A 22,830-nucleotide genomic window follows, 5' to 3' on the forward strand; every position below is an offset into this window, starting at 1 on the left:
ATGTCGGAATCCATAGCCATCGGAATTGTGTACGACTGTATTGGTTGCACAGCGCCGACGCGCTGCGTCGGTTTTGCAAGGCATTCAATCAGGGACCCTGGCCAATGAGCTACAAATCCGACATCGAAATCGCCCGCGAAGCGAACAAGAAGCCGATTCAGGAAATCGGCGCCAAGATCGGCATCGATTCCGCCGATCTGCTGCCCTATGGCCACGACAAGGCGAAAGTCAGCCAGGACTTCATCAACTCGGTGCAGGACCGCGAAGACGGCAAGCTGATCCTTGTAACCGCGATCAACCCGACCCCGGCAGGTGAGGGTAAGACCACGACCACTGTGGGTCTGGGTGACGGTCTGAACCGCATCGGCAAGAACGCGATGATCTGTATCCGCGAGGCCTCGCTTGGCCCGAACTTCGGCATGAAGGGCGGCGCTGCAGGCGGCGGGTATGCGCAGGTTGTTCCGATGGAGGAAATGAACCTGCACTTCACCGGCGACTTCCACGCCATCACCAGCGCGCACTCGCTGCTGTCGGCGATGATCGACAACCACATCTACTGGGGTAACGAGGCCGAGATCGACACCCGTCGCGTTGCATGGCGTCGCGTGGTCGACATGAACGACCGTGCGCTGCGTCAGATCACGGCGTCTCTGGGCGGCGTCAGCAACGGTTTCCCGCGCGAAGCAGGTTTTGACATCACCGTGGCTTCCGAAGTTATGGCGATCCTGTGCCTGGCGACCGACCTGAAGGATCTGGAAAAGCGTCTGGGTGACATCATCGTCGCCTACCGCCGCGACAAGACCCCGGTCTACTGCCGCGACATCAAAGCCGAAGGCGCGATGACCGTTCTGCTGAAGGACGCGATGCAGCCGAACCTGGTGCAGACGCTGGAAAACAACCCGGCCTTTGTCCACGGTGGCCCGTTCGCGAACATCGCACACGGCTGTAACTCGGTCATCGCGACCAAGACCGCTCTGAAAGTCGCAGACTATGTCGTGACCGAAGCGGGTTTCGGGGCCGATCTGGGTGCCGAGAAGTTCATGAACATCAAGTGCCGCAAAGCGGGCATCGCTCCGTCGGCTGTGGTGCTGGTTGCCACCGTGCGCGCGATGAAGATGAACGGCGGCGTGGCCAAGGCTGATCTGGGTGCCGAGAATGTTGATGCCGTGAAATCGGGCTGCGCCAACCTGGGCCGTCACATCGAAAACGTGAAATCGTTCGGTGTTCCGGTTGTGGTCGCCATCAACCACTTTGTCACCGACACCGATGCCGAAGTAAAGGCCGTGAAAGACTATTGCGGCGATCACGGGGTCGAGGCGGTTCTGTCACGTCACTGGGAACTGGGGTCCGAAGGCTCGGCTCCGCTGGCCGAGAAAGTGGTCGAAATCGTCGAGGGCGGCACCGCGAACTTCGCGCCGATCTATCCTGACGAGATGCCGCTGTTCGAAAAGATCGAAACCATCGCCAAGCGCATCTACCGCGCTGACGAGGTTCTGGCCGACAACAAGATCCGCAATCAGCTGCGCGAATGGGAAGACGCGGGCTATGGCAACCTCCCGGTCTGCATGGCGAAAACCCAGTATTCGTTCTCGACCGACCCGACCCTGCGGGGCGCGCCTACCGGCCACTCGGTTCCGGTGCGCGAGGTGCGGCTAAGCGCCGGTGCGGGCTTCATCGTGGTTGTCTGCGGTGAGATCATGACCATGCCCGGCCTGCCCCGCAAACCCGCGGCTGAGACGATTCGCCTCAACGACGAAGGCCAGATCGAGGGCTTGTTCTAAGCGCCTGAATGATACATCTCGTGGTTCGGGGGTATCCCCGGACCACAGGAGATTAAAATGTCCATTCTGACACTGCCGCAAGACTGTCACTCGATGCCGGAGTTGCGGGTTCAGATCGACAAGCTGGATCGCCAACTGATCGAATTGCTGGTGACGCGCGCGGGCTATATCGACCGCGCATCCCAGTTGAAACCGGCCGAGGGCCTGCCGGCCCGTATCCCGGATCGTGTTGAAGAGGTGGTGCAGCGCGTGCGCGCAAGCTCTGACGAATTGGGCATGGACCCGGATTTGGCCGAAAAGCTGTGGCGCATTTTGATTGACTGGTCGATCGCGCGGGAAGAGCGCGTGCTCGGCCCTGACTGAGAAACCGGGCGCTTCCTGCGCCCGATCCGTTTTGAAAGAAGGGATCACAGGATGGTAGCCCAGGTTATCGACGGGAAGGCTTTTGCCGCCAAGGTGCGCGCTCAGGTCGCCGATCAGGTCGCAAAGCTGAAAGAAGAAAACGGCATCACGCCCGGTCTGGCGGTGGTGTTGGTGGGCGAGGACCCGGCCAGCCAGGTCTATGTGCGGTCCAAGGGCAAGATGACTGTCGAGGTCGGCATGAACTCGTACGAGCACAAGCTGGAGGCCGACACTTCGGAGGAGGATCTGCTGGCGCTGATCGACAGGCTGAACAATGATCCGGCGGTTCACGGCATTCTGGTGCAACTGCCGCTGCCGGGGCATCTGAACGAAGACCTGGTGATCAACTCGATCGATCCGGCCAAAGATGTGGATGGCTTCCACATCTCGAATGTGGGCCTACTGGGGACCGGTCAGAAGTCGATGGTGCCTTGCACGCCACTGGGCTGTCTGATGATGCTGCGCGACCACCATGGCTCGCTGTCCGGGATGGATGCGGTTGTGATCGGGCGGTCGAACATCGTGGGCAAACCGATGGCGCAACTGCTGCTGGGCGACAGCTGCACCGTGACCATCGCGCATTCGCGCACCAAGGACCTGCCGGATGTGGTCCGCCGCGCCGATATCGTCGTGGCCGCCGTGGGCCGCCCCGAGATGGTGCCGGGCGACTGGATCAAGGAAGGGGCCACCGTGATCGACGTGGGCATTAACCGCATCGAACGTGACGGCAAGAACAAGCTGGTGGGCGACGTGGATTATGCCAGCGCGGCAGAGCGCGCAGGCGCGATCACTCCGGTTCCGGGGGGCGTCGGTCCGATGACCATTGCCTGCCTCCTGGCCAACACACTGACCGCGTGCTGTCGTGCCAACGGTCTGCCGGAACCCGAAGGTCTGACCGCCTGACCCTGCTGGCGCGGGTGCATCCCGTGCTATAACCCGGAATACTCAAGATGCCCTGTCCCCTATATCCGGGGGCAGGGCATTTCTTTGAATGGGTTTGCTTGTATTCGATTTCGTGATATGTCCGATATTCCAAGTGGTTACTAAGTAAGATCGTAGTTTTCCGGGCAAGTGTTTGTGTGACGCGGGAAATTGCGCTCGGAATACGTATGAATATCGAAGTCAGTGAGATCAGAACTGTTCTAAGCCCTCAGCGCATCGTCGCGGCGCTCGTTTTTCTACCATTGCTGGCTTATGTGTTTCCGCCCTTCATGGACGGGGAATTGCCGTTCGGTCTGCGCCTTGTGTTCTGGGTCGGTGTGATGATCATCGCACTCAGCGCGACATGGACTGCCCGGAAACTGCTGCGTGACAAATTGGTGCTGGTCAAACTGCCGTGGCGTGATCTTGCTTTTGCCACCGTGATGCTGGCTTTGCTGACGCCGATGTTGTGGTTGCTGGCCTGGGTGTGTTTCACCTGTATCGGCAAGATGGCGCCCAAGGCGCATGCGGTCGCCGTCTACGGCATCCTGTTCGCCGCAGGTCTTGTGCTGGTCCGCCGCGGTGATCTGCATACGCGGGAGGTCGAAGAAAAACCTGTCCAGCCGCGACTGGTCCGACGGTTGCCCGCCGGGTTCGAAGGCAAGATTTTCCGCCTGACCGTGAAGGACCACAACGTGAATGTCGTCACCTCTGAGGGGACGTTCACAATTCGGTCCCGACTGACAGACGCCATCGATGAAATGGAGCCTGTACCGGGCCATTGCTCGCATCGCTCGCATTGGGTTACGGACGCGTCGATCATGGGTGTCGAGAAGGCCGAGGGCAAAACCTTCCTGCGACTGGTCAATGGCGATCTCGTGCCCGTCAGCCGCAAGTACAAGCCCATGCTGGAAGAGGACGGGCTGATCTGAGCCTAACGTGGCATCGGCACCATCTGAGGGGTTGGGCCGGTCAGAATGGCCTTGGCCCGAGGTCCCAATAGCGTCGTCAGAACATGATCTGTGCTGCGCAGCCCGCCGGTATAGGTGCCGTAGGCTGGCAGGATCAGCCGGGCGTGGTCCAGCAGGAAGGCAGGCCGGGAAATCGACCTGCCCCTGAGCGTCAAACGCGCTTTGGGGTGAAAATGCCCTGAAACCTCGCCTGTTGCGTCGGGTTGTGCGATGTGGCGAAAGACAAGCGGCCCGCAGGTCCATTCAGACAGATGTGCGCCGCCCAGCTCGATCGGTCCCGGATCGTGATTGCCTTCGATCCAAATCCAACGTCGACCAGCTTGCAGCGCCGCTATTCGCAGCTTTTCATCCGCTGCCAAAGCGCTGGAAGCGTCCAGATCGTCAAAGCTGTCGCCCAGACAAACCACGACCTCACCCCCTGTCCGGTCAAGGTCCGCCGACAACCGATCCAGCGTTTCACGGCTGTCATAAGGCGGAAGGGTCAATCCACTGCGCCGCGCCATCCTTTCGGACTTGCCCAGATGCAGGTCCGAGACGCAGAGCATGCTCTGCCCCGGCCACCAGAGCGCGCCGGAGGGCAGGGCAAAAAGATCCGCACCGCAAAAGGAAAATCCCAATTTGTTCATGGTAAGTTCATTATATGTTTCAGTGTTGCGCGCAAGGTATTTTACAGATTGTCCAGCCCGGCGGCTTCCAGCAGGCGGGCACTTTCCTCTGCCAGCAAGCGTTCCTCGGCCGCGCCTTTGACCGGGATTTTGCCGACTTCCAGAAACAGCGGTGCCGCCAGCGGTGAAACCCGATCAAGGCGCATCAGATCAATCCGGTCGCCGATACGCGCGATCATCGCTTCGATCCGGCCAAAATCGACCAGACCGCGCATGGCTTCTTCGCGGGTGATTTGCATCAACAGGTGGTCCCGGTCGTATTTCAGCAGCGTGTCATACAGGATGTCCGATGAAAACGTCGCCTGCCGCCCGCTTTTGCGTTGCCCGCCCGTGTTGCGCTCGATCAGACCAGCGATTGTGGCCGAGGCGCGGAAGGTTCGTTTCATGACGGCATTTCCCGCCAGCCACGTGTCCAACCCCTGCCGCAGCGCGTCCAGACGGAACAGCGGGCTGGGGTCCGTGACCGCGTCCAGACCCCAGATCAGGGTGGCATAATCCGTGGCGACAAAGCCAAGGGGGGCCAGACCCGTCTCCTCCATCCGTTTGGTTAACAACAGGCCGAGCGTCTGCTGCGCATTGCGTCCGGCAAAGCCGTAGACGCACAGATGCTCGCGCCCGTCGCTGGGAAAGCTCTCGATCAGCAGGCGGTCGCGCTGGGGCAGGCGGGACATGTCCCGTTGCAGGGCCAGCCAGTCGGCGGTGTGGCGGGGCAGTTGCGGCCAGTCGGGTTGGGCGAACATGCGCAGAATACGGTCGCTCAGCTGGGTCGAGGTGGCGAATTTCGTCCCCATGAAGGTGGCGATCTTGGGCTTTTTTTCGGCCCGGCGGCTGACCTCGACCACCATCTCGCGCAGTCCTTCATAGCGCACGATCTGGCCGCCGATCAGGAAGGTGTCTCCGGGCGTGAGCGAGGCGGCAAAGCCTTCCTCGACTTCGCCCAATGGCTTGCCGCCGCGGTTGCGTTTCAGGCTCACTTTCAGGGTGTCGGTGTCCTGAATCGTCCCAAGGTTCATACGGATGCGCGCGGCGGCGCGGGGGTCGCGCAACTGCCACAGCCCATCGGGACGCTGTAGCAGCCGCTGCCAGCGGTCATAGGCGCGCAGGGCATAGCCACCGGTTGCGCAGAACTCCAGACACGCGTCGAATTCCGGACGGGTCAGATCGGCAAAAGGCCCGGCTGAGGTCATTTCCGTGAACAGTGCGTCAGCCTCGAACGGCCCCGCCGCCGCCGCAATCAGGATATGCTGGCAGAGCACATCGCGGGGGCCTGCGCCGCGTGGCTCGCCATCCAGTTCATGCGCTTTTGCAGCCTCTAGCGCGGCGACGCATTCCACCACTTCAAACCGGTTGGCAGGCACCAAAAGGGCCTTGGACGGCGCGTTGTAGCGATGGTTCGCCCGCCCGATCCGCTGCACCAATCGCTTCACGTTCTTGGGCGCACCGATCTGGATGACCAGATCGACATCCCCCCAGTCGATGCCCAGATCCAAAGAGCCGGTGCAGACGATGGCCCGCAGATCACCACGCACCATGGCGGCCTCGACCCGTTCACGCTGTTGACGGTCCAGACTGCCGTGATGAATGCCGATGGGCAGCCCTTCGTCATTGGCAAGCCACAGATTGTGAAAGAAAATCTCGGCCTGCGCGCGGGTATTGTGAAAGATCAGCGTGGTCTTGTGCCGCCGGACCTGCTCCAGCACTGCCGGGATCGCATAAGCCGCGCCGCCACCCGACCACGGGGGCATTTCCTCGGTTGCCAGCATCGCGATGTCGGGGTCAGGGCCGGGGTCGGCCTGTATGATCCGGCACGGGTCCGGGTGCCGCGCCAGAAAGCGGGCGATCCCTTCGGGGTCTTCGACCGTCGCCGACAGGCCGACGCGGCGCAGATCGGGGCATAGGGTTTGCAACCGAGCCAGCGCCAGCATCAACTGATCCCCACGTTTGCTTTCGGCAAGGGCATGGATTTCATCCACGATCACCCTCTGCACCCCATCAAACATGCGCGGAGCGTCCTCATAAGAGGTCAGCAGGGCAAGGCTTTCAGGTGTTGTCAGCAGAATATGGGGCGGGTCAGCGCGCTGACGTTTCTTTTGCGTCGCGGATGTATCGCCGGTTCGATCTTCGATGCGGATGGGCAGGCCAATCTCATCCACCGGCGTGCGAAGATTGCGTTTGATATCCGCCGCCAAGGCTTTCAGCGGTGAGACATAGATCGTGTGTAACCCGCTATGTGCGCCCTCGGCCAGCTCGGCCAGAGACGGCAGAAACCCGGCCATTGTCTTGCCGCCCCCGGTAGGGGCGATCAGCAGCGTGGCCGGATCACGCGCCCGGTCGAACATGTCTTGCTGATGGGGGTGGATGGACCAGCCTTTGGCCGAAAACCAATCGGTGATCCGGGCGGGAATCTGCGTCATGGGCGCAGATTAACCGCCCTCGTGCCGGAATGGCACGGCGTTATTTGACGATTTTCTCGTCCTTGACGAACATGTTGGCCCAGGCGCGGTCGATAAGGTCGGGGCTCATCTGATAAGGGATGCCCTCGAATTCGCAGATCGAGATCATCTGATCGATCAGGAAGATCGGCTGATAGTTCGCATAGATATTGTCGATGGTCGGGTATTTGACCTTCAACAGGTGGACCAGAGCGGCCTCATCCAGCGGCATGCCGCGTTTTCGGGCCACCATGGCGAAGATTTTCAGGAAGTTCTCCTGGTTCGGGCCGTCGATTTTGATCTTGAAAAAGATCCGGCGCAGGGCCGCTTGGTCGAAAATCTCGTTCGGGTGGAAGTTGGTCGAGAAGATGACCAGCGTGTCAAACGGCACCTCGAACTTTTCACCCGATTGCAGGCCGAGGATATCCTTGTTCTCTTCCAGCGGAACAATCCAGCGGTTGACCAGCGCCTGCGGCGGTTCCGCCTGACGGCCAAGGTCGTCCACGATGAAGATGCCGCCGGTCGATTTCAACTGCAACGGGGCCTGATAGGTCCGCGCGGTGGGGTTGTAGACCAGATCCAGCATGGACAGCGACAGTTCACCACCCGTTACAACGGTGGGGCGTTCGCATTGCACATAGCGCGAGTCGAACCGTTTGCGGCGGCGCAGGCTGTTGGGGTCGTCGGCTTCCTGCTCGATCGCGGTGTGCACGATCGGGTCATAGACGGTGATTACCTGACCGGCATATTCGATAGCATAGGGCACATAGACATTGTCGCCCAAAGCATCGCGGATACCGTTCGAGATCGAGGATTTACCATTGCCCGGAGGGCCATACATCAGGATCGAGCGGCCCGCACTGACCGCCGGACCAAGATGGTCCAACAGGCTATCGGGCAGGACCAGATGGCCCATGGCACCGACCAATTGCTCACGCGTGACCTGAATGTTTCGGATCGACTGGCGCTTGACCTGCTCGCGATAAACGTCCAGCGGCACCGGCATCGCGCCGAAATATTCAGACTGGCTAAGCGCGTCCAATGCGCGGGCCTTGCCTGCATCGGTCAGCTGATAGCCCATCTCATTGCCGCTATTGGCGTTCAGGGTGCCTGTGGCTTCGATCAGTTTCTGTTCGCGCGCGATGTCGATCAGTTCCTGCGTGACCGAACCGGGCAGGCAGACCGCCTCGGCAACTTCGGACACAGTGCTGGCGTTCTTACGGAAGATCGTTTTCAGCAGAATGTCCCGCATCATCACCAGCGGGAGCTGCATCTCCCCCAAACCTTTGGGGGCAGGAGGGGCCATAACAGAGGAAGCTTGCATATTCATGAGCGACGCTCGTCCATCCAAAAAATCACACAAATGCCCGCAAACGGGCGACTTGTGGGAAATCTGGCCCAGCTTTATGGCGGGACCAAGGCAGCGACATGGCGCGGTGATGATAGTTTACGAACCGTAAACAGTGCCCAAAATCAAATACATCGACAAAGCCCCGGCAAGGGCAAGGCCCATCGGGAACTTTTTGCCCCGGTCCCAGCTTTCCCAATGCGGCGCGATTGCGCGCAAGCGGGTGTGGCGGGCCAGCCGATGTGTGACTACGGCACCCAACACGGTTGCCATCAAAATCGCAAGCACGACACCCAAGTCCTGAACCCAGACAAACGGTGCAGCCGCCGCCAGAAACTTGGCATCACCCGCGCCAACAGCACCGATGGCATTCAGGACCATTCCGGCGATCAGGATCACGGGAAGATGCAGCAATTGCCAGACATAAGGCGGAAAGGCGACGGGGAATGGCCCCAGCTTTCCGCTGAGTGTGCCGGTCGACCACGGGGGCAGGGCGATCAGCCCGACAACCACATAGACCAACGCCAAAGCCACAACGGCGTGGTTCTTGATCCGCATCTCACGCATATCGGTGAAGGCGACGTAGAAACAGATCGGCAGAATGAACGGCAGAAACCACACCGCCGCCCGAACAGGGATGTCCATTTAGGTGGATTCCTCAAGCGCACGCAGCGAACGGACGGCTTCGTCGAAATGCTGCGGATGGGTCGAGATCGCCTCGCGGAACAGGTTCTTGGCTGTGGTCACGTCGCCCTGTTTCACAGCCGAGATCCCCATGGTGTTCAGCAGGCGCGCCCGTTCGATCTGTGACATGGGAACAACCGGCAGGCTGTAATTTCCCTGTGCAGAGCGGGCCAGAACCAGATTGTTCTTTGCGGTAAACAGCGAACTGTCTTGCCGGATCGCATCGGTGAACAAACGCTCGGCCTCGGCGTATTGCCCGCGTGAGAGTTTTGAGAACCCCCAGTTGTTCATCACGCTGCCCGGGCGCGTGGTCAGGCCAACCGCAGTTTCATAGAAATGGTCTGCGCGTTTCCATTCTTTTCTGGAATCGGCCACGACCGCCTCAAGCCGGTAACGTTTGAACGTCTCATAGGTTGGCGGAACCGTGTCCAGAACCGATTTCGCCTGCGCCCAATCACCATTTCTGACCAGCGCATCCGCGTACTCGACCTTGTCCGAGCTGTTGGCCCCTTTCATGGTCGTCACGCGTTTCCAGGCCGATACCGCCTCGGTCGTGCGTTTGGCGCGCCCAAGTGAAATGGCCAGACCGCGTTGAAGGTCGATCCGGTTGGGGCTTTTGCTGGCTGCGTTGTGGAAATAGGTCACCGCCTCATTCGGGTCGGCTGCGTTCAGCAAAACATCGTTCAGGTTGGTTTCGTCGATGACGTTCACTTCCTGAAACGTGCGTTCAACCTTTTCTTCGGCGGTTTCCTTTTCGCAAGCGGCTAGAAAGAGCCCACTGAGAATGAGGGATGGAATCAAGAATTGGTGGCGCATTTTTGCGTCCTTTACTGCTCTTGCCTCGATTACTGGATTTTGCGTAGCGTAAATTGCCCGTCGCCAAGCTGCTCCAGCGTATATTCTTGTTCTTGGGGGGTATTATTAACAGGATTTTCCATTTTTGCGAGTGCTAAGCGCAGATTGTCGCGAATTGCGTCACTTTCGCCATTGTCCAGCGCAAAGGCCCGTTGAAAGACCTGAGCAGCCTCGGGGTATTCCTGCAATTCCATCAGCAGAACACCCAGATTGTTCCAGGCGATGGGCCAGTCCGTATCATCCTCGACCGCCTGCCGCAGTAGGGGCTCCGCCTGACCCAATCGACGCAGCCCAACATTGGCGGTTCCCATCGAGGTCAGGACCTCCGGGGTCATCCCTTGATCCAATGCGGCGCGGGTAAAGCTTTCCAACGCAAGTTCGTATTCGCCCGCCGCCATCAACCGGTTGCCAACGGTGATGTGGTCGACCGACTTGCCCTTGGGATCGACGCCCGGCGCATCCAGTCCGTTGGACAGACCGCCTTCAGTGCAAGAAGCCACCGTGGCGATGACCACAGTGGCTTGAAGCAATCGGCGTAGCCGGGACCGGACGCACCTGGGTTTTGTTTTCATAAGCGATCCATCAGCGACCGAAGCTCGAAATCACGTTTGCCGAGGGGCCGACCAGAATGATCAACAGCGGCGGCACCGTCAGCATCATTGTGACCAGAGTCATTTTCGTAGGCAACTTGTTTGCGGCTTCTTCTGCCCGCATGACCCGTTTGTCACGCATTTCACCGGCATAAACCCGCAGAGCTTCGGCAATCGATGTACCAAATGTTGCCGATTGGATCATCACGGTCACAAATGAACTGACATCCTGCACGCCGCAGCGGGTTCCAAAGTCCCGCAGAACGGTGTCCTTGTCCTTACCGGCCTTCATCTCATAGGCGACGACCTCAAATTCCTGAGCGATGTCGGGGTAGGAAGATTTCATTTCACTTGCGACGCGCACGATGGCCTGGTCAAGGGACTGCCCTGCTTCGACACAGACCAGCATAAGGTCGAGGGTATCAGGAAACCCGGACGTGATTGCCTCTTGCCGTTCGGCGACCCGGCGCGTGATCCAGTATTTCGGGATCATGTATCCCACGCCGCCCGGCAACAGCACCCGGATGACCATTTGCTGAGTGGTGAATTCCTGGTCACCGGAAAACACGGTTATCAACAGAACGCCCAGAACAATACCAATGATCCCTAGGGCGAACTGCGCAAAGTGGAAAAACCGAACCGCGTCCTTGGACTGATAACCTGCTTGTCTCAGTTTCAGCTGGACGGCCGAGTATTCTTCCTGGTCCTTCGGCTCAAGGAAAGTTGCGAATTTCTCAAGCTGCTCATTCTGGCTGCCGTGCCGCAGCTTGTCTTTCTTGTCCTTCTTGGTTGCCTTTGGTGCCGCATTGGCGCGCTGAAGCTTTTTGAGTGGATCCTCGGGCTGGCTCATAATCAGCGAGACAGCAACACCGATCAGGACAAGGCCAAGAATTCCAACCACGATCAGAGGGCCAAACTCTCCCAAGTTCTCCGTAAGCAAATCATTGATTTTTGTCAGAAACTCCATGGGATCGACCTCAGACCTTGATGTTTGTGATGATCTTCATGACGATCAGGTTCAGCGTCAGCATGATACCAACGATGAAACAGGCCGGGATGAACCACTGGTGGTCCAGAACCTCGTCGTAGTATCCGGGATCTTTTACCAAAACGAAAACCAGACAGAAGATTGGGAAGCCGGACAGGAATTTACCGGACCATTGCGCTTCGGCCGTGATCGCCTTGACGCGGCGGAATAGGCGGAACCGGGCGCGAATGACTTGGGCCAGGCCTGCCAAAATCTCAGCAAGGTTGCCACCGGATTGCTGTTGGATACCCACGGCAACCGCTAGGAACCGCAAGTCCTGCATATCCAGACGTTCGGCCATATCCTTCAGCGCTTCGCCCACGTCGCGACCATAGGCGCATTCATCCGCGATGACACCAAATTCGGTGCCTAGCGGGTCCTGCACTTCGTTCGCAACCACCTGAATAGTCGACACAAACGGGTTACCAACCCGCAGCGAGCGTACCATCAGTTCAACAGCGTCAGGCAATTGCTCTTCGATCATTCCCATGCGCTTTTTGGCCTTGTGGTTGACCCAGGCGTAGACGCCACCAACGCCAATCGCGATCGAGATGGCGACGCGCAGAACCATCTCAGTGGCGGTTCCGATGCTCAGCCCCATGAATGCCACAACTGACACAAGGCACATGATCATGATCAGTTGGCGGGGCGAGAACGCGATGGCCGCCTTCTGCGCCTTGTCTGCCAGCAATGAATACAGAGGGATGCTCTGCGATTTCATATGCTGTTGCATTTCCTTGCGCAGCTGTTCCAGCACCTGCTCGCGCCCGGCGCCTTTTTCCAGCATGTCGAGGCGACGGTTGACGCGGCTGTTCAGGCTGATCGACTTGCCGAAGGCGACAAGATAGATGCCTTCGACCAAGGCGAGAACCCCCACAAAGATGGCGACATAGATGATCGCCTCCATAGGCACTTGCATGTAAGTTTCTCCTACATTGTGGTTGGGTCGTAGATCGACGCCGGTAGATCAAAGCCCCACAGACGGAAGCGTTCGGAATAGTGGCTGCGCACACCCGTGGCGGTGAAATGCCCGATGATTTTGTTGTCGGGTGTCAGGCCAACACGTTGAAACCTAAAGATTTCCTGCATCGAGATCACGTCGCCTTCCATCCCCGTGATTTCGGTGATCGAAGTCATGCGACGCGAACCGTCCTGAAGACGGCTGGCTTGCACGATCAGGTTCACAGCGGATGAGATCTGGCTGCGTACGGCCTTGATCGGCATTTCAATCCCGGCCATCGCGATCATGTTTTCCAGACGCGAGATACCATCGCGGGCCGAGTTGGCGTGGATCGTGGTCATTGATCCGTCGTGACCGGTGTTCATGGCCTGCAGCATGTCGATCACCTCGGCGCCACGCGTCTCGCCCACGATGATGCGGTCGGGGCGCATACGCAGGGCGTTTTTCAGACAGTCGCGCGGGCTGACCTCACCTTTGCCTTCCACGTTGGGCGGGCGGCTTTCCATCCGGCCTACATGTGTCTGTTGCAGCTGAAGTTCCGCCGTATCCTCGATGGTCAGGATGCGCTCGGCGTCATCAATAAAGCTGGACAGCGCGTTCAGCGTTGTCGTTTTACCCGAACCCGTACCGCCCGAGACGATGATGTTCAGACGGGTCGATACCGCAGCTTGCAGATAGGCGGCCATTTCCTCGGTGAACGCGCCGAAATTGACCAGATCGTCAATGCCCAGCTTGTCTTTCTTGAACTTACGAATGGAAACCAGCGAACCATCGACGGCAATCGGCGGCACCATCGCGTTGAAACGCGAGCCATCGGCCAGACGGGCGTCAACATAAGGGTTTGATTCATCAACACGACGGCCCACGGCGGACACGATTTTGTCGATGATCCGCATCAGGTGCTTTTCATCCTTGAACGTGATGTCGCTGAGTTCCAGCTTACCGGCGCGTTCCACAAAGATCTGCTGCGGACCATTGACCAGAATATCGTTGACCGTGTCGTCCTGCAGAAGCGTTTCCAGCGGGCCAAGGCCGGTGACTTCGTCGTAGAGCTCTTTGTTCAGCTGGGTTCGGTCGTCGCGGTTCAGAACAATGTTCTTGGCTTCCAGCACTTCGCTGGCGATTGCGCTGATTTCCGCGCGCAGTTCCGCTTCACCTGCGTTCTCCAACGCTGCGAGGTTCAGGTTTTCCAGCAGTTCGCGATGCAGTTCGATCTTAATCTCGCCCAGACGCTCTTTGCGTTTGCGGTCGCGGTCCGAACCCATCGCCTCGGCCGATTTCTTTTGCAGTGGTTTGCGGGCCACGGCGTTTGGGGTAGGGGCCGCTGCCGGTGCAGCCGCTTCAGACGCTTTCGTCGGCGCTTGTACTGGCTGCGCTTCGGGCTGTTTCTTGTATCTTGAAAACACGGCTTATCCCCCCTTGGGATGGTTTTACGCGGCCTCGGCGCTGCTGCTGCCCAGGCTGTGAAGTGATTTCGCAAGTTTTGCGAATTCGCGGCGCAATGGGTTCTTTGCCGCAGAACTTGCCAAGGGCAGACCGTGATCGCCGCTTTGCATCACGGGTTTACCGCCATCCGGCAGTTGCAGATCGATCGAAATCCCAAGGCTTTCGCCCATACGTTTGACCCGGCCTTTTCCATTCAGGTCGGTGAATTTGGGTGCACGGTTCAGGGCAAAGCGCAGCTTGTTGAAGGGCAGTTCTTCGGCCTGCAAGGCGCGTTTCAGGCGCAGCGCGTTCTGGGCCGACCGCATGTCCAGCTCGATCATGGCAAAATAAACATGCGCCGCCTGCAAAACGGTTTCAGACCAAAGAACCAGCGTTTTGGGCATGTCCACGATGACATAGTCAAAATGCTTGCGCGCCATGTCGATGACGCGCTGAATGTCTTCCGGCGTGATCAGGTCTAGCGGCACCATATCGGAGGGCGCTGTCAGCACCTGCAGCTTTTCTTCATAACTTTGAAGCGCTTGCGAGAAGACCTCATCATCCATATTGGCCGTATCCGACAGCATTTCGAACACAGTTTCCCGACGCGGCAGATCCAGGTATGTGGAAACGGTGCCGTATTGAAGATCCAGATCGATCAGGCAAACAGTCGGTGCGTCCTTGTCGGAAACACAGGCAAGCTCCCACGCAAGGTTCACCGCCATTGTGGTCGATCCGACACCACCGGCCAGACCATGCACAACGAACAGGGCACCTTCCTTGGCATCTCCGCCCGCCAGCGGCACCGCGGCCGCTTGCGCAACGGCAACCGGGTCGGGTTGGTTCATCCGCTCGATAGCTTCCTGCAATTCGCCTTCGGGCAGAGGGTAGGGGACAAACTCGTCCGCGCCCTTGCGCAGCAACTGGTGAAGGGCAGCAGGTGTGACGTCCTCGGCGATCAGGACCACTTTGATTTTTTTGTCTTTTGCCTGGGTGATGATCTCGCCCATCAAAGACAGGTTGTCTTCATCCTCGCCATCTATGGCCAGCGCAACAAACTGCAGTGATTCGGCTTCGGGCTGGCTGAAAAAGGCCAGCGCTTCGGCAAAGCCCAGATCACCCCATCGTTCGCCCAGCGCGGCTTCCATGTCTTCGATGAGCAGGTCGAAGTTCTGGACATCCCGGCTGATCGTGCAAGCCAAGATACCGGTGTTGTCATCTTGCGGCGTCGCGCTGGTCATAAACAATATCCTCGTTGAGAGAGGCCAGCTTCTCTTGCGGACGGATATCGTGCCGGTTGATTTGCTGTCGCCCCTATGCGGTCAATTCAGGCCGCAGGTCACCCAATTGTTGACAATGTCGCTGTGAAGTTGGGCGAGAATTTGGCGCAAAAGAACCAATTGTAGGGAAATGGGCGACGATGTCGCCCATTTCTGTCGTATTATCCACCATCTCCGGAAACATTGGAGGTATCTTCAATGTAACTCGGTCGCGTCGCGCTTTCGACGTATTCGCGATAGATGACTTCTGCGTATTTTCCGTCCAGCGTCTGCGGTCCACCGTCCACAAAGCCTGACACTTCGGTCACTGTGCGGCGATTGCGGCGGTCTCGATTCGAAGTAGCAACCAGGGGCTGGGTTTTACCGAAGGATACGACGGCTTCCAGTCTGGACCGGGAAATACCCTGTTGGACCAGGAAATTCACCGCTGCCTGCGCCCGGCGCAAACCCAGGCTCTGATTGTAGCTGTTCGAACCGACGGCATCAGTGTGCCCATAGACCCGGAACCGCGCCTCGGGGAATTGTTTGATCCAGTCTGCCTGCTGCAACAAAATGCTTTGGGCGGATGCATCCAGTTGCGAACTGTCGAAGGCAAAGTTGATCTGACTGGGCACATCGGCCGCAAAGCGACGGCTCAGGATCTGAGCATAAGACAGTTCACCATTCAAAACCTGAACGTTGTTGAGCGTCGCGTTGCCAAAGGCCCCTTGGTCGGCTTCGTAACCGGCCTCACGTGTACAGGCCGAGACGGCGACCGTAAGACCCAGTGTGATGATCCACTTGTTCATTGGTCTATCCTCCTCATCAATCCAGGACGTAGCCGTATGAGCTGCCGAAATCCTGCTTGGCGACTTCAGAAGCGGCACCTACGCCTGCGCGGGTCGTGCGTGCTGTCTTACCGTTTATAAACAGGTCGAACTCACTGGGTGGCTTGACACGGTCGGTTGGCAGAGCAAGCGCCTCGCCGCGTATCGGTGACACCAGATGTGCGGTGACGATGATAACGAGTTCGCTCTGATCCCGCTGGAAATCGGCGCTGCGGAACAGGGCGCCAAGGACGGGAACATCGCCCAGCCAGGGAACTTGGCTGGCTTGATCGACAAAGTTGTCCTGAAGAAGCCCGGCGATGGCAAAGCTCTCACCGTCGCGCAGTTCCACGGTGGTCTTTGCTTGACGCACGATAAAGCTGGGAACGTTGTCCCCGTTGATCGTGAAGCTTGAGCTGGTGTCGATGCTAGATACCGACGTGCCCATTTCAAGATTAATCAGATCGCCGTCCACAACCCGTGGCGTGAACAGCATTTCGACACCGAAGGGTTTGAATTCGATGGCCACGACACCATCGTCCTGAGGAACCGGGATTGGAACCTCGCCGCCCGCAAGGAAGGACGCTTCCTGACCGGACAGAGCTGACAGATTCGGCTCAGCAAGGTTGCGGACAAGGCCCTTGGTTTCCAAGGCTTGCAACAGCAGATTGACCTGCGCCGACCCGACCCCGAAGCCAAACAGCAGCACACCGTTTTCAACAGTGACAGGCGGCACGAGGTTTTGCGGGTTGAAACCACCAACAAAGTCATCGGTTGCGATAGAAAGCGTTGAAGAGAGCTCTTTCGCGACAGAGCGGTTCATTTCCGCAAACCGCACTTTCAACATGACCTGCTGGACGCCGCCAACAGACATCAGGTTCGAAACGCGCTCAGGCGCATAACGTTCCGCCAGTTCCAGTGCGCGGGCCAGTTTGGCTGCGCTTGAAACCGTACCGGACAGAACGATGCCGTCATTCGCTGTGCGAACCTCAATCGGTTCGGCGGGCAGGATCTGGCGCAAACGCTCTTTGAACTCGGTCACATCCGGGGCAACTCGGACCCGAACGTTGGCCAACAGCATACCGGCGCCGTCAAACAGCGTCAGTGTCGTCAGACCGGGTGCTTTACCCAAAACATAAATGGTACGATCGGAAAGCGACGAAATATCAGCAATGCCCGCGTTGGCAATGCTGAGTTCTGCAAAAGGTTGCTCGCTTTCAACAACGATCGCGCGGTTCATTGGAACTTCCAGTGTTTCCACTGTGCCCTTTTTGACCACGCGAAGGGTTTCAGCCCAGGCGGCATCGCCGACCGGGCCCACAACAAGCGTCAACCCCAGCAGGGTTGCGCTGATCCAGGAACGTATTGTCATGTGACCTGCCTCTCCGATCACGCCTCGTTTTTGGGTCTTATGCCCTATGGTTCAAAAGACTGCGCGAATTCCGAATTTATTGCAATAATCAATGGTTTCTGGAATTTTGTTTATGTGGACAATAGGCAACAATAACAAAAAAATGAGCCGCGCGAATGGCGCGGCTCTTAACCTGTAACGCTCTGAATTGACGTCAGTTTGTACAGGGGATCTGGGTTTCGAACGTATCGCCGCCACGGCGGATGCGCGTGGTGCAAATCTGTTCCTTGGCGACTTCCGGTGCAGGCGCTGTCTCTTCGATACCCAAGAGCTTTCGCTGGTCGACTTCGATCGCAGTTGCAACCGATTCATCGCTAACCCCTACAAGGGCAAGAGAAAGCCGGCCCGTGTTTTGTGCCTGAGCCAACGCAGCGACCTGTTCCGGTGTGGCTGCGACGGTGACAGTTCGTGCAATCGTTGTCCCTGTCACATCTGAACCTGTGCTTTGGTCCACGGCAACAAGCTGAATGCTCGTCTGAATCAAGCGCGTGATCCCGCCGGTGTTCCCTTCGGTCGTACCGCTGGAGCCGGTCCAGTAAATGTCCACGTTGTCGCCAGGGCGCAGAAAACCCGAAACGCCGGATGCCACATCAACGCTGATGGCAAAAGCGCGCATTCCTTTTTCAAGGCGAGACGTCAGCCCGGCCTTCTCACCAGGTTCGGTGACCTTAACGGCCAGAATGGCCTCGTCTTTTTCCATTGTTCTCAGAATAAAGCGCTCTTGCGGGCCGGTCTCTGGGAACAGGGCCGCAATTTCAGTGAACGTGCCTTCCGGGATCGCGTTTTCGGGCCAGTCGACGGCACGCACATCTTCCTGTGTCAGGCGCTCACCATATTTCAGAGGTCGATTCGAAACGTATACCGTCACCGTTGGAACAACTTCGACCTGAGCATTCGCCAGCGCTTCGGCCGCTGCCTGCTTCTGGCGGGCGAGTTCATTCTGGTACTCGGCAATATAGTTGCGCGCCATGTAAACCGCGCCCCCGGCCAAAGCCACCCCGACAATCAGAACAAGTCCGAATACCGCTCGCATGTATGCACCTCATAATTTCGTCGGTCAAAAAGTTAGCGACAGTAGCGCGACTTTTGAACAGCATTATTCCTAAACGGCAATTGTGTCGAAATGTGGGACAAAATTGCCAGTAAGCGTGGATTCTTACTATTCGTCTACAGGATTGCAGCCGAACCTAGGAGGAAGAGAGGGCGCAACTTCGTTTGGCGGGGTGCGCAAAAAACGACCGTCAAAGCCACGCTAACAACGGTCGTATCAACACGTTCATTTTCTGGGAAGTTGTGTCCGGCCTTAGCCGTCGCCACCCACTGTTCCGCCACCTGAAGACGATCCTCCGCTGGAACTGCTGCCCGAAGAAGACCCTCCGCTGGAGCTACCACCAGATGATCCAGCCCCTGAGCTTCCGCCAGCGGTGCCGGCAACGGTGATACCGCCGGCGTTGTCGTTGTCACCAGTGCTAATGGTTGCGCTTGTTAGGGCTGTGTTCACATTCCCGCCGAAGTCGTCCGTCGCAGTGGAGATAGCAAAAAACAATGCCGAGCCCAGCCCAATGATCATGGCGGTCAACACAACCCAATCAACGGTGATGGCACCTTCTTCTTCTCTCGAAAATCGGTTAACGAATCTGAGCATGTTTCCTCTCCGCCCTCTCAGTTCCCGAGAGCCCAATAGCCCTATTTCCGGGTGCAAGTTTCCTGGGTTCATTTTAGCGTGATGTCAGTGGCGGAAATGCGGCCAAAGATTGAATTTCACGCCTTAGTCCGAGGATTGCCGGATTTCTCACTTTGAGCCGTCAGAAAAAGAGACCCTTGCGTGCAAAGTCTAGCGTGCAGCTAATTGATGTTTGTGCACCAAAAAGAAAAACCGCGCCAAACTGGCGCGGTTTGTTTTTTGCGAAGCGCTGGCTTAGTTGTTCGAACCAGCGCCGGTGATGCCGCCTTCTGCGCCGGTGTTGTCGCCGGTCGAGATGGTCGCTGCGTTCAGAGCGGTGTTCACGTCAGTCGCCAGGCCGGTCGCGCCGCCTTCGATCTGGTTGTATGCAACGGCTGCCAGGCCGATGACTGCTGCGGTCAGAACAACCCAGTCAACTGTTACTGCGCCGTCTTCGTCTTTGCGGAAGTTCTTGAAGAACTTGATCATGTTACGTCCCTCCTAAAGGATCAAAATAAGTCTGTTAAACCTTGGCGTGTTTCAGAGCTTTCTCTCTCAGTCCGCTCCAGTCCGTCTCGGTATGCATCTATGTTTGCCCGTTGCGCGTGGCAGGAATTGGGCCAAACGTATATTTTTTTTCGTCAACCTTAACTTTTTAGATACGATTTGCGTAAAGCATTGAAAATCAACAAATAAAAATACAAACAATCGATGTGATACAGGGGTGGGCGGTGCAAAATTGCGCCAAATGAGGCGAAATTGCCCCAATTCGCTTTGTTTTTCTGGCCTTGCGGGACGTTTTGAGGTTCAAATCACCTAAAAAGAGAACATGAGGCAGGCAAATGAATCTCCGGGACGCACTTACATGCGCCGGTGCACTGGCGTTTCTGGCATCTGGTGTTGCGCCCGCGGTCGCGACCGAGCCCGAACCCCGTGGCGTATACAAAAGGATCAAGGCACCACAGCCGGGCGAGCGTCGGCGCGTGACCGTGCAGATTTCACCTGAAGAACACGCAGCACGGCCCTCTGCGCCCAGCACCGGCACCGAGCTTGTGGTGCCAGAAATTATCAAACGCGCCAAGGTTCCGCCCGCCACCGCGCCTGATGCAGGCGTCAAAAGCAATCCCAAAGGGTCCTACAAGGCGTTCTGGGATCGCGTGTCGCCCGAGATGGCGCAGGCTGGGGCGGGGCGTCTGGATGATGCGATCAACGCGCTGGCCGCGACCAGCGTCAGGTCCCCCCGTTTGCAGACATTGCAGAACATCGCGCAAGAGCAGGGGATCGAGATTCTGCGCTCGACCGTTGGGACCAACGTCTCGCCTGCTTTGGTCCTAGCCGTGATCGCCGTCGAGTCCGCCGGGCGCGCCGATGCCGTAAGTTCCGCAGGCGCGCAGGGATTGATGCAGTTGATGCCCGCAACGGCGGCTCGGTTCGGCGTCAGCGACAGCTTCCAGCCCGGTCAGAACATTTCCGGGGGGGTGAAATACCTGAACTGGCTGATGGAAGAGTTCGGGAACGACCCGATTCTTGTTCTGGCTGGCTACAATGCGGGCGAGGGCGCGGTGCGCAAACACAGCGGAGTGCCGCCTTATGCGGAAACGCGGGACTATGTGCCCAAAGTTCTGGCGGCGTTTCAGATTGCGCGGGCTTTGTGCACCACACCGCCCGATCTGATCTCGGACGGGTGCGTGTTTCAGACCAGCAGATAGAAAAAGCCCGCCCTGAATGGCGGGCTTTCTTTTTTAGTCTGGTTCAGTTGACCAATTGCGCTTCGGTTGCGGCGCGGATTTCGTCTTCGGTCACGCCCTCGGCCAATTCGATAATCTTCAGACCGCCCTCGACCACATCCAGAACGCCCAGATTGGTGATGATGCGGTCCACCACCTTCTTGCCGGTCAGCGGCAGGGTGCATTTTTTCAGCAGCTTGGATTTGCCGTGTTTGTTGGTGTGATCCATCACAACGATCACACGGCCCACACCGGCCACCAGGTCCATTGCGCCGCCCATACCCTTGACCAGCACGCCGGGGATCATCCAGTTGGCCAGATCGCCTTCTTCGTCGACCTCCATCGCGCCCAGCACCGCCGCAGCAATCTTGCCGCCCCGGATCATAGCAAAGGACGTGGCGCTGTCGAAATACGAGGTGCGGGACAATTCGGTGATCGTCTGCTTGCCTGCGTTGATCAGGTCGGGATCCTCTTCCCCCTCAATGGGGAAAGGGCCCATGCCCAGCATACCGTTCTCGGATTGCAGGGTGATGTCCTTGTCGCCCACATAGTTTGCCACCAGCGTCGGAATGCCGATGCCGAGGTTCACATACATGCCGTCTTCAAGCTCTTGCGCCGCGCGGGCGGCCATCTGATTGCGGTCCCAGGGCATTATGCGTCCTCCTTCTTGCGGGTGGTGCGCTGTTCGATGCGCTTTTCATGATCGCCCTGAATGATGCGGTGCACGTAGATGCCGGGCAGGTGGATCTGGTCAGGGTCCAACGAGCCGCGCGGCACGATCTCTTCCACCTCGGCCACGCAGATCTTGCCGCAGGTCGCAGCAGGGACGTTGAAGTTACGAGCGGTCTTGCGGAAAATCAGGTTGCCCGTGTCATCCGCTTTCCACGCCTTCACAATGGCCAGATCGGCAAAAATACCTTCTTCCATGATGTAGGTTTCGCCGTTGAAGTCTTTGTGCTCTTTGCCGTCGGCGATCACGGTGCCGACGCCGGTCTTGGTGTAGAACCCGGGGATGCCCGCGCCGCCAGCCCGCATCCGTTCAGCCAAAGTGCCTTGCGGATTGAACTCCAACTCCAGCTCGCCGCTCAGATATTGACGCATGAATTCTGCGTTCTCACCGACATACGAGCTGATCATCTTTTTGACCTGCTTGGTCTGCAGCAGAATACCGATGCCGAAATCGTCGACGCCCGCGTTGTTAGACGCGAAAGTCAGGTTTTGCACGCCGGATTGTTTGATCGCATCCAGCAGCAGTTCGGGAATACCGCACAGGCCGAACCCGCCAGCCGCAATCAGCATGCCGTCCGACAGCACTCCGTCGAGTGCCTCAGAGGCATTGGCATAGATTTTCTTCATGGAAAACTCCCCCAATGACACGGTGATGCCGCAGGTTGTGCCGCCACGTCATTGGGAAGTCAATGAAACCAAAGCGCGTAGGTATTTCTACCCGGTCGGCAAAGCATCTGCGCTGTATTGTTCCGCAAAGGCGGCAGAGGGCGGGATCGGGGTGATGACGTCAATCAGTACCCCGTTGGGGTCAGCAGCGATAAAGTGCCGTTGACCGAAATCTTCATCGCAGAGCGGTTTCAGAATTCGCAGACCAGCGAGTGTCAAACGCTTGTACTCAGCTGCTGCGTCGGCGACTTCAAAATTCAGGATCAGCCCGGCGGCACAGCCACGCCCAGCGGCTGGAATAGTGTCGTGATGGGCATCCAGAATCGCCAGATTGACGCTGGGGTCCGTGTCAGATTGCAGGTGAACGTACCAGTCGGCGGCAAAGGCAGGGCTGAACCCAAAGTGAGTTTGATAGAATTTGGCAGTGCCTTGCACATCGTTTGTTTGGATGACGGGGTAATATTGTGTGGTCTTCATGTTGCGCTC

The 22,830-nt window shown here is 58.0% G+C and carries 23 protein-coding genes; 5 read left to right on the forward strand and 18 right to left on the reverse strand.

The annotated features are described in order from the left end of the window. The first annotated feature begins 104 nt into the window (after positions 1-104). The 4 genes from ACR0LW_RS10130 to ACR0LW_RS10145 all read left to right on the forward strand — a co-directional run bounded on the left by ACR0LW_RS10130 (position 105) and on the right by ACR0LW_RS10145 (position 4,036). The gene (locus ACR0LW_RS10130) at positions 105-1,781 is read left to right on the forward strand and encodes a formate--tetrahydrofolate ligase (protein ID WP_480882569.1); all 1,677 of its coding nucleotides are present in this window, start codon (positions 105-107) and stop codon (positions 1,779-1,781) included. A 57-nt stretch (positions 1,782-1,838) separates the two neighbouring features. Next, a complete protein-coding gene (locus tag ACR0LW_RS10135; protein ID WP_170454283.1) occupies positions 1,839-2,144 on the forward strand; it encodes a chorismate mutase in 306 nt (101 codons plus the stop codon). Positions 2,145-2,195: 51 nt separating this feature from the next. Beyond that, on the forward strand, positions 2,196-3,086 hold the full coding sequence (folD, locus tag ACR0LW_RS10140) for a bifunctional methylenetetrahydrofolate dehydrogenase/methenyltetrahydrofolate cyclohydrolase FolD (RefSeq protein WP_170454281.1): 891 nt from the start codon (positions 2,196-2,198) through the stop codon (positions 3,084-3,086). 206 nt (positions 3,087-3,292) lie between these two features. Continuing rightward, a complete protein-coding gene (locus ACR0LW_RS10145; protein WP_480882571.1) occupies positions 3,293-4,036 on the forward strand; it encodes a LytTR family DNA-binding domain-containing protein in 744 nt (247 codons plus the stop codon). Positions 4,037-4,038: 2 nt separating this feature from the next. Here ACR0LW_RS10145 and pdeM read toward each other — a convergent pair whose 3' ends face one another. The 15 genes from pdeM to ACR0LW_RS10220 all read right to left on the reverse strand — a co-directional run bounded on the left by pdeM (position 4,039) and on the right by ACR0LW_RS10220 (position 19,711). After that, positions 4,039-4,701: a ligase-associated DNA damage response endonuclease PdeM gene (gene pdeM, locus ACR0LW_RS10150; protein WP_170454277.1), complete on the reverse strand. Its 663-nt coding sequence runs from the start codon at positions 4,699-4,701 to the stop codon at positions 4,039-4,041. 41 nt (positions 4,702-4,742) lie between these two features. Next, entirely contained in the window at positions 4,743-7,154 is a 2,412-nt protein-coding gene (locus tag ACR0LW_RS10155) for a ligase-associated DNA damage response DEXH box helicase (RefSeq protein WP_480882573.1), read from the reverse strand. 40 nt (positions 7,155-7,194) lie between these two features. Beyond that, entirely contained in the window at positions 7,195-8,502 is a 1,308-nt protein-coding gene (locus ACR0LW_RS10160; RefSeq protein ID WP_170454273.1) for an ATPase, read from the reverse strand. A gap of 117 nt (positions 8,503-8,619) precedes the next feature. Further along, complete coding sequence (locus ACR0LW_RS10165; protein WP_480882575.1) at positions 8,620-9,165, reverse strand: prepilin peptidase; 546 nt, start codon at positions 9,163-9,165, stop codon at positions 8,620-8,622. Next, positions 9,166-10,020, reverse strand: a complete 855-nt coding sequence (locus ACR0LW_RS10170) for a tetratricopeptide repeat protein (RefSeq protein ID WP_480882577.1) — start codon at positions 10,018-10,020, stop codon at positions 9,166-9,168. Between the two features lie 29 nt (positions 10,021-10,049). Then, the gene (locus ACR0LW_RS10175) at positions 10,050-10,631 is read right to left on the reverse strand and encodes a tetratricopeptide repeat protein (protein ID WP_170520572.1); all 582 of its coding nucleotides are present in this window, start codon (positions 10,629-10,631) and stop codon (positions 10,050-10,052) included. 10 nt (positions 10,632-10,641) lie between these two features. Further along, positions 10,642-11,616, reverse strand: coding sequence for a type II secretion system F family protein (locus ACR0LW_RS10180; RefSeq protein WP_480882579.1), 975 nt, complete (start codon positions 11,614-11,616; stop codon positions 10,642-10,644). Between the two features lie 10 nt (positions 11,617-11,626). Then, positions 11,627-12,595 carry a type II secretion system F family protein gene (locus tag ACR0LW_RS10185; RefSeq protein WP_170454263.1) on the reverse strand — a complete coding sequence of 323 codons (969 nt, stop codon included), beginning with the start codon at positions 12,593-12,595 and terminating at the stop codon, positions 11,627-11,629. A gap of 11 nt (positions 12,596-12,606) precedes the next feature. Continuing rightward, entirely contained in the window at positions 12,607-14,043 is a 1,437-nt protein-coding gene (locus tag ACR0LW_RS10190) for a TadA family conjugal transfer-associated ATPase (protein ID WP_480580243.1), read from the reverse strand. 24 nt (positions 14,044-14,067) lie between these two features. Beyond that, positions 14,068-15,303, reverse strand: coding sequence for an AAA family ATPase (locus ACR0LW_RS10195; protein ID WP_170454259.1), 1,236 nt, complete (start codon positions 15,301-15,303; stop codon positions 14,068-14,070). 200 nt (positions 15,304-15,503) lie between these two features. Continuing rightward, a complete protein-coding gene (locus ACR0LW_RS10200) occupies positions 15,504-16,130 on the reverse strand; it encodes an OmpA family protein (RefSeq protein WP_170454257.1) in 627 nt (208 codons plus the stop codon). A gap of 16 nt (positions 16,131-16,146) precedes the next feature. After that, on the reverse strand, positions 16,147-17,520 hold the full coding sequence (locus ACR0LW_RS10205; protein WP_170454255.1) for a type II and III secretion system protein family protein: 1,374 nt from the start codon (positions 17,518-17,520) through the stop codon (positions 16,147-16,149). A 193-nt stretch (positions 17,521-17,713) separates the two neighbouring features. After that, positions 17,714-18,592, reverse strand: coding sequence for a Flp pilus assembly protein CpaB (cpaB, locus tag ACR0LW_RS10210; RefSeq protein ID WP_170454253.1), 879 nt, complete (start codon positions 18,590-18,592; stop codon positions 17,714-17,716). A gap of 270 nt (positions 18,593-18,862) precedes the next feature. Beyond that, a complete protein-coding gene (locus ACR0LW_RS10215; RefSeq protein WP_170632696.1) occupies positions 18,863-19,204 on the reverse strand; it encodes a hypothetical protein in 342 nt (113 codons plus the stop codon). Positions 19,205-19,477: 273 nt separating this feature from the next. Then, entirely contained in the window at positions 19,478-19,711 is a 234-nt protein-coding gene (locus tag ACR0LW_RS10220) for a Flp family type IVb pilin (RefSeq protein ID WP_480882583.1), read from the reverse strand. A gap of 353 nt (positions 19,712-20,064) precedes the next feature. Here ACR0LW_RS10220 and ACR0LW_RS10225 point away from each other — a divergent pair, with 353 nt between their 5' ends. Then, positions 20,065-20,931 carry a lytic transglycosylase domain-containing protein gene (locus ACR0LW_RS10225; RefSeq protein ID WP_480882585.1) on the forward strand — a complete coding sequence of 289 codons (867 nt, stop codon included), beginning with the start codon at positions 20,065-20,067 and terminating at the stop codon, positions 20,929-20,931. A 43-nt stretch (positions 20,932-20,974) separates the two neighbouring features. On the opposite strand, the gene ACR0LW_RS10230 is transcribed toward ACR0LW_RS10225, so the two are convergent. The 3 genes from ACR0LW_RS10230 to ACR0LW_RS10240 form a co-directional block, all read right to left on the reverse strand. Continuing rightward, entirely contained in the window at positions 20,975-21,601 is a 627-nt protein-coding gene (locus ACR0LW_RS10230) for a CoA transferase subunit B (RefSeq protein ID WP_170520578.1), read from the reverse strand. Beyond that, positions 21,601-22,305, reverse strand: coding sequence for a CoA transferase subunit A (locus ACR0LW_RS10235; protein WP_170454246.1), 705 nt, complete (start codon positions 22,303-22,305; stop codon positions 21,601-21,603). Before ACR0LW_RS10235 ends, ACR0LW_RS10230 begins: the two co-directional genes overlap by 1 nt. An 87-nt stretch (positions 22,306-22,392) precedes the next feature. After that, complete coding sequence (locus ACR0LW_RS10240; protein ID WP_480882586.1) at positions 22,393-22,821, reverse strand: VOC family protein; 429 nt, start codon at positions 22,819-22,821, stop codon at positions 22,393-22,395. Positions 22,822-22,830: the final 9 nt, after the last annotated feature.

The organism is Ruegeria sp. N4, from assembly GCF_056531425.1.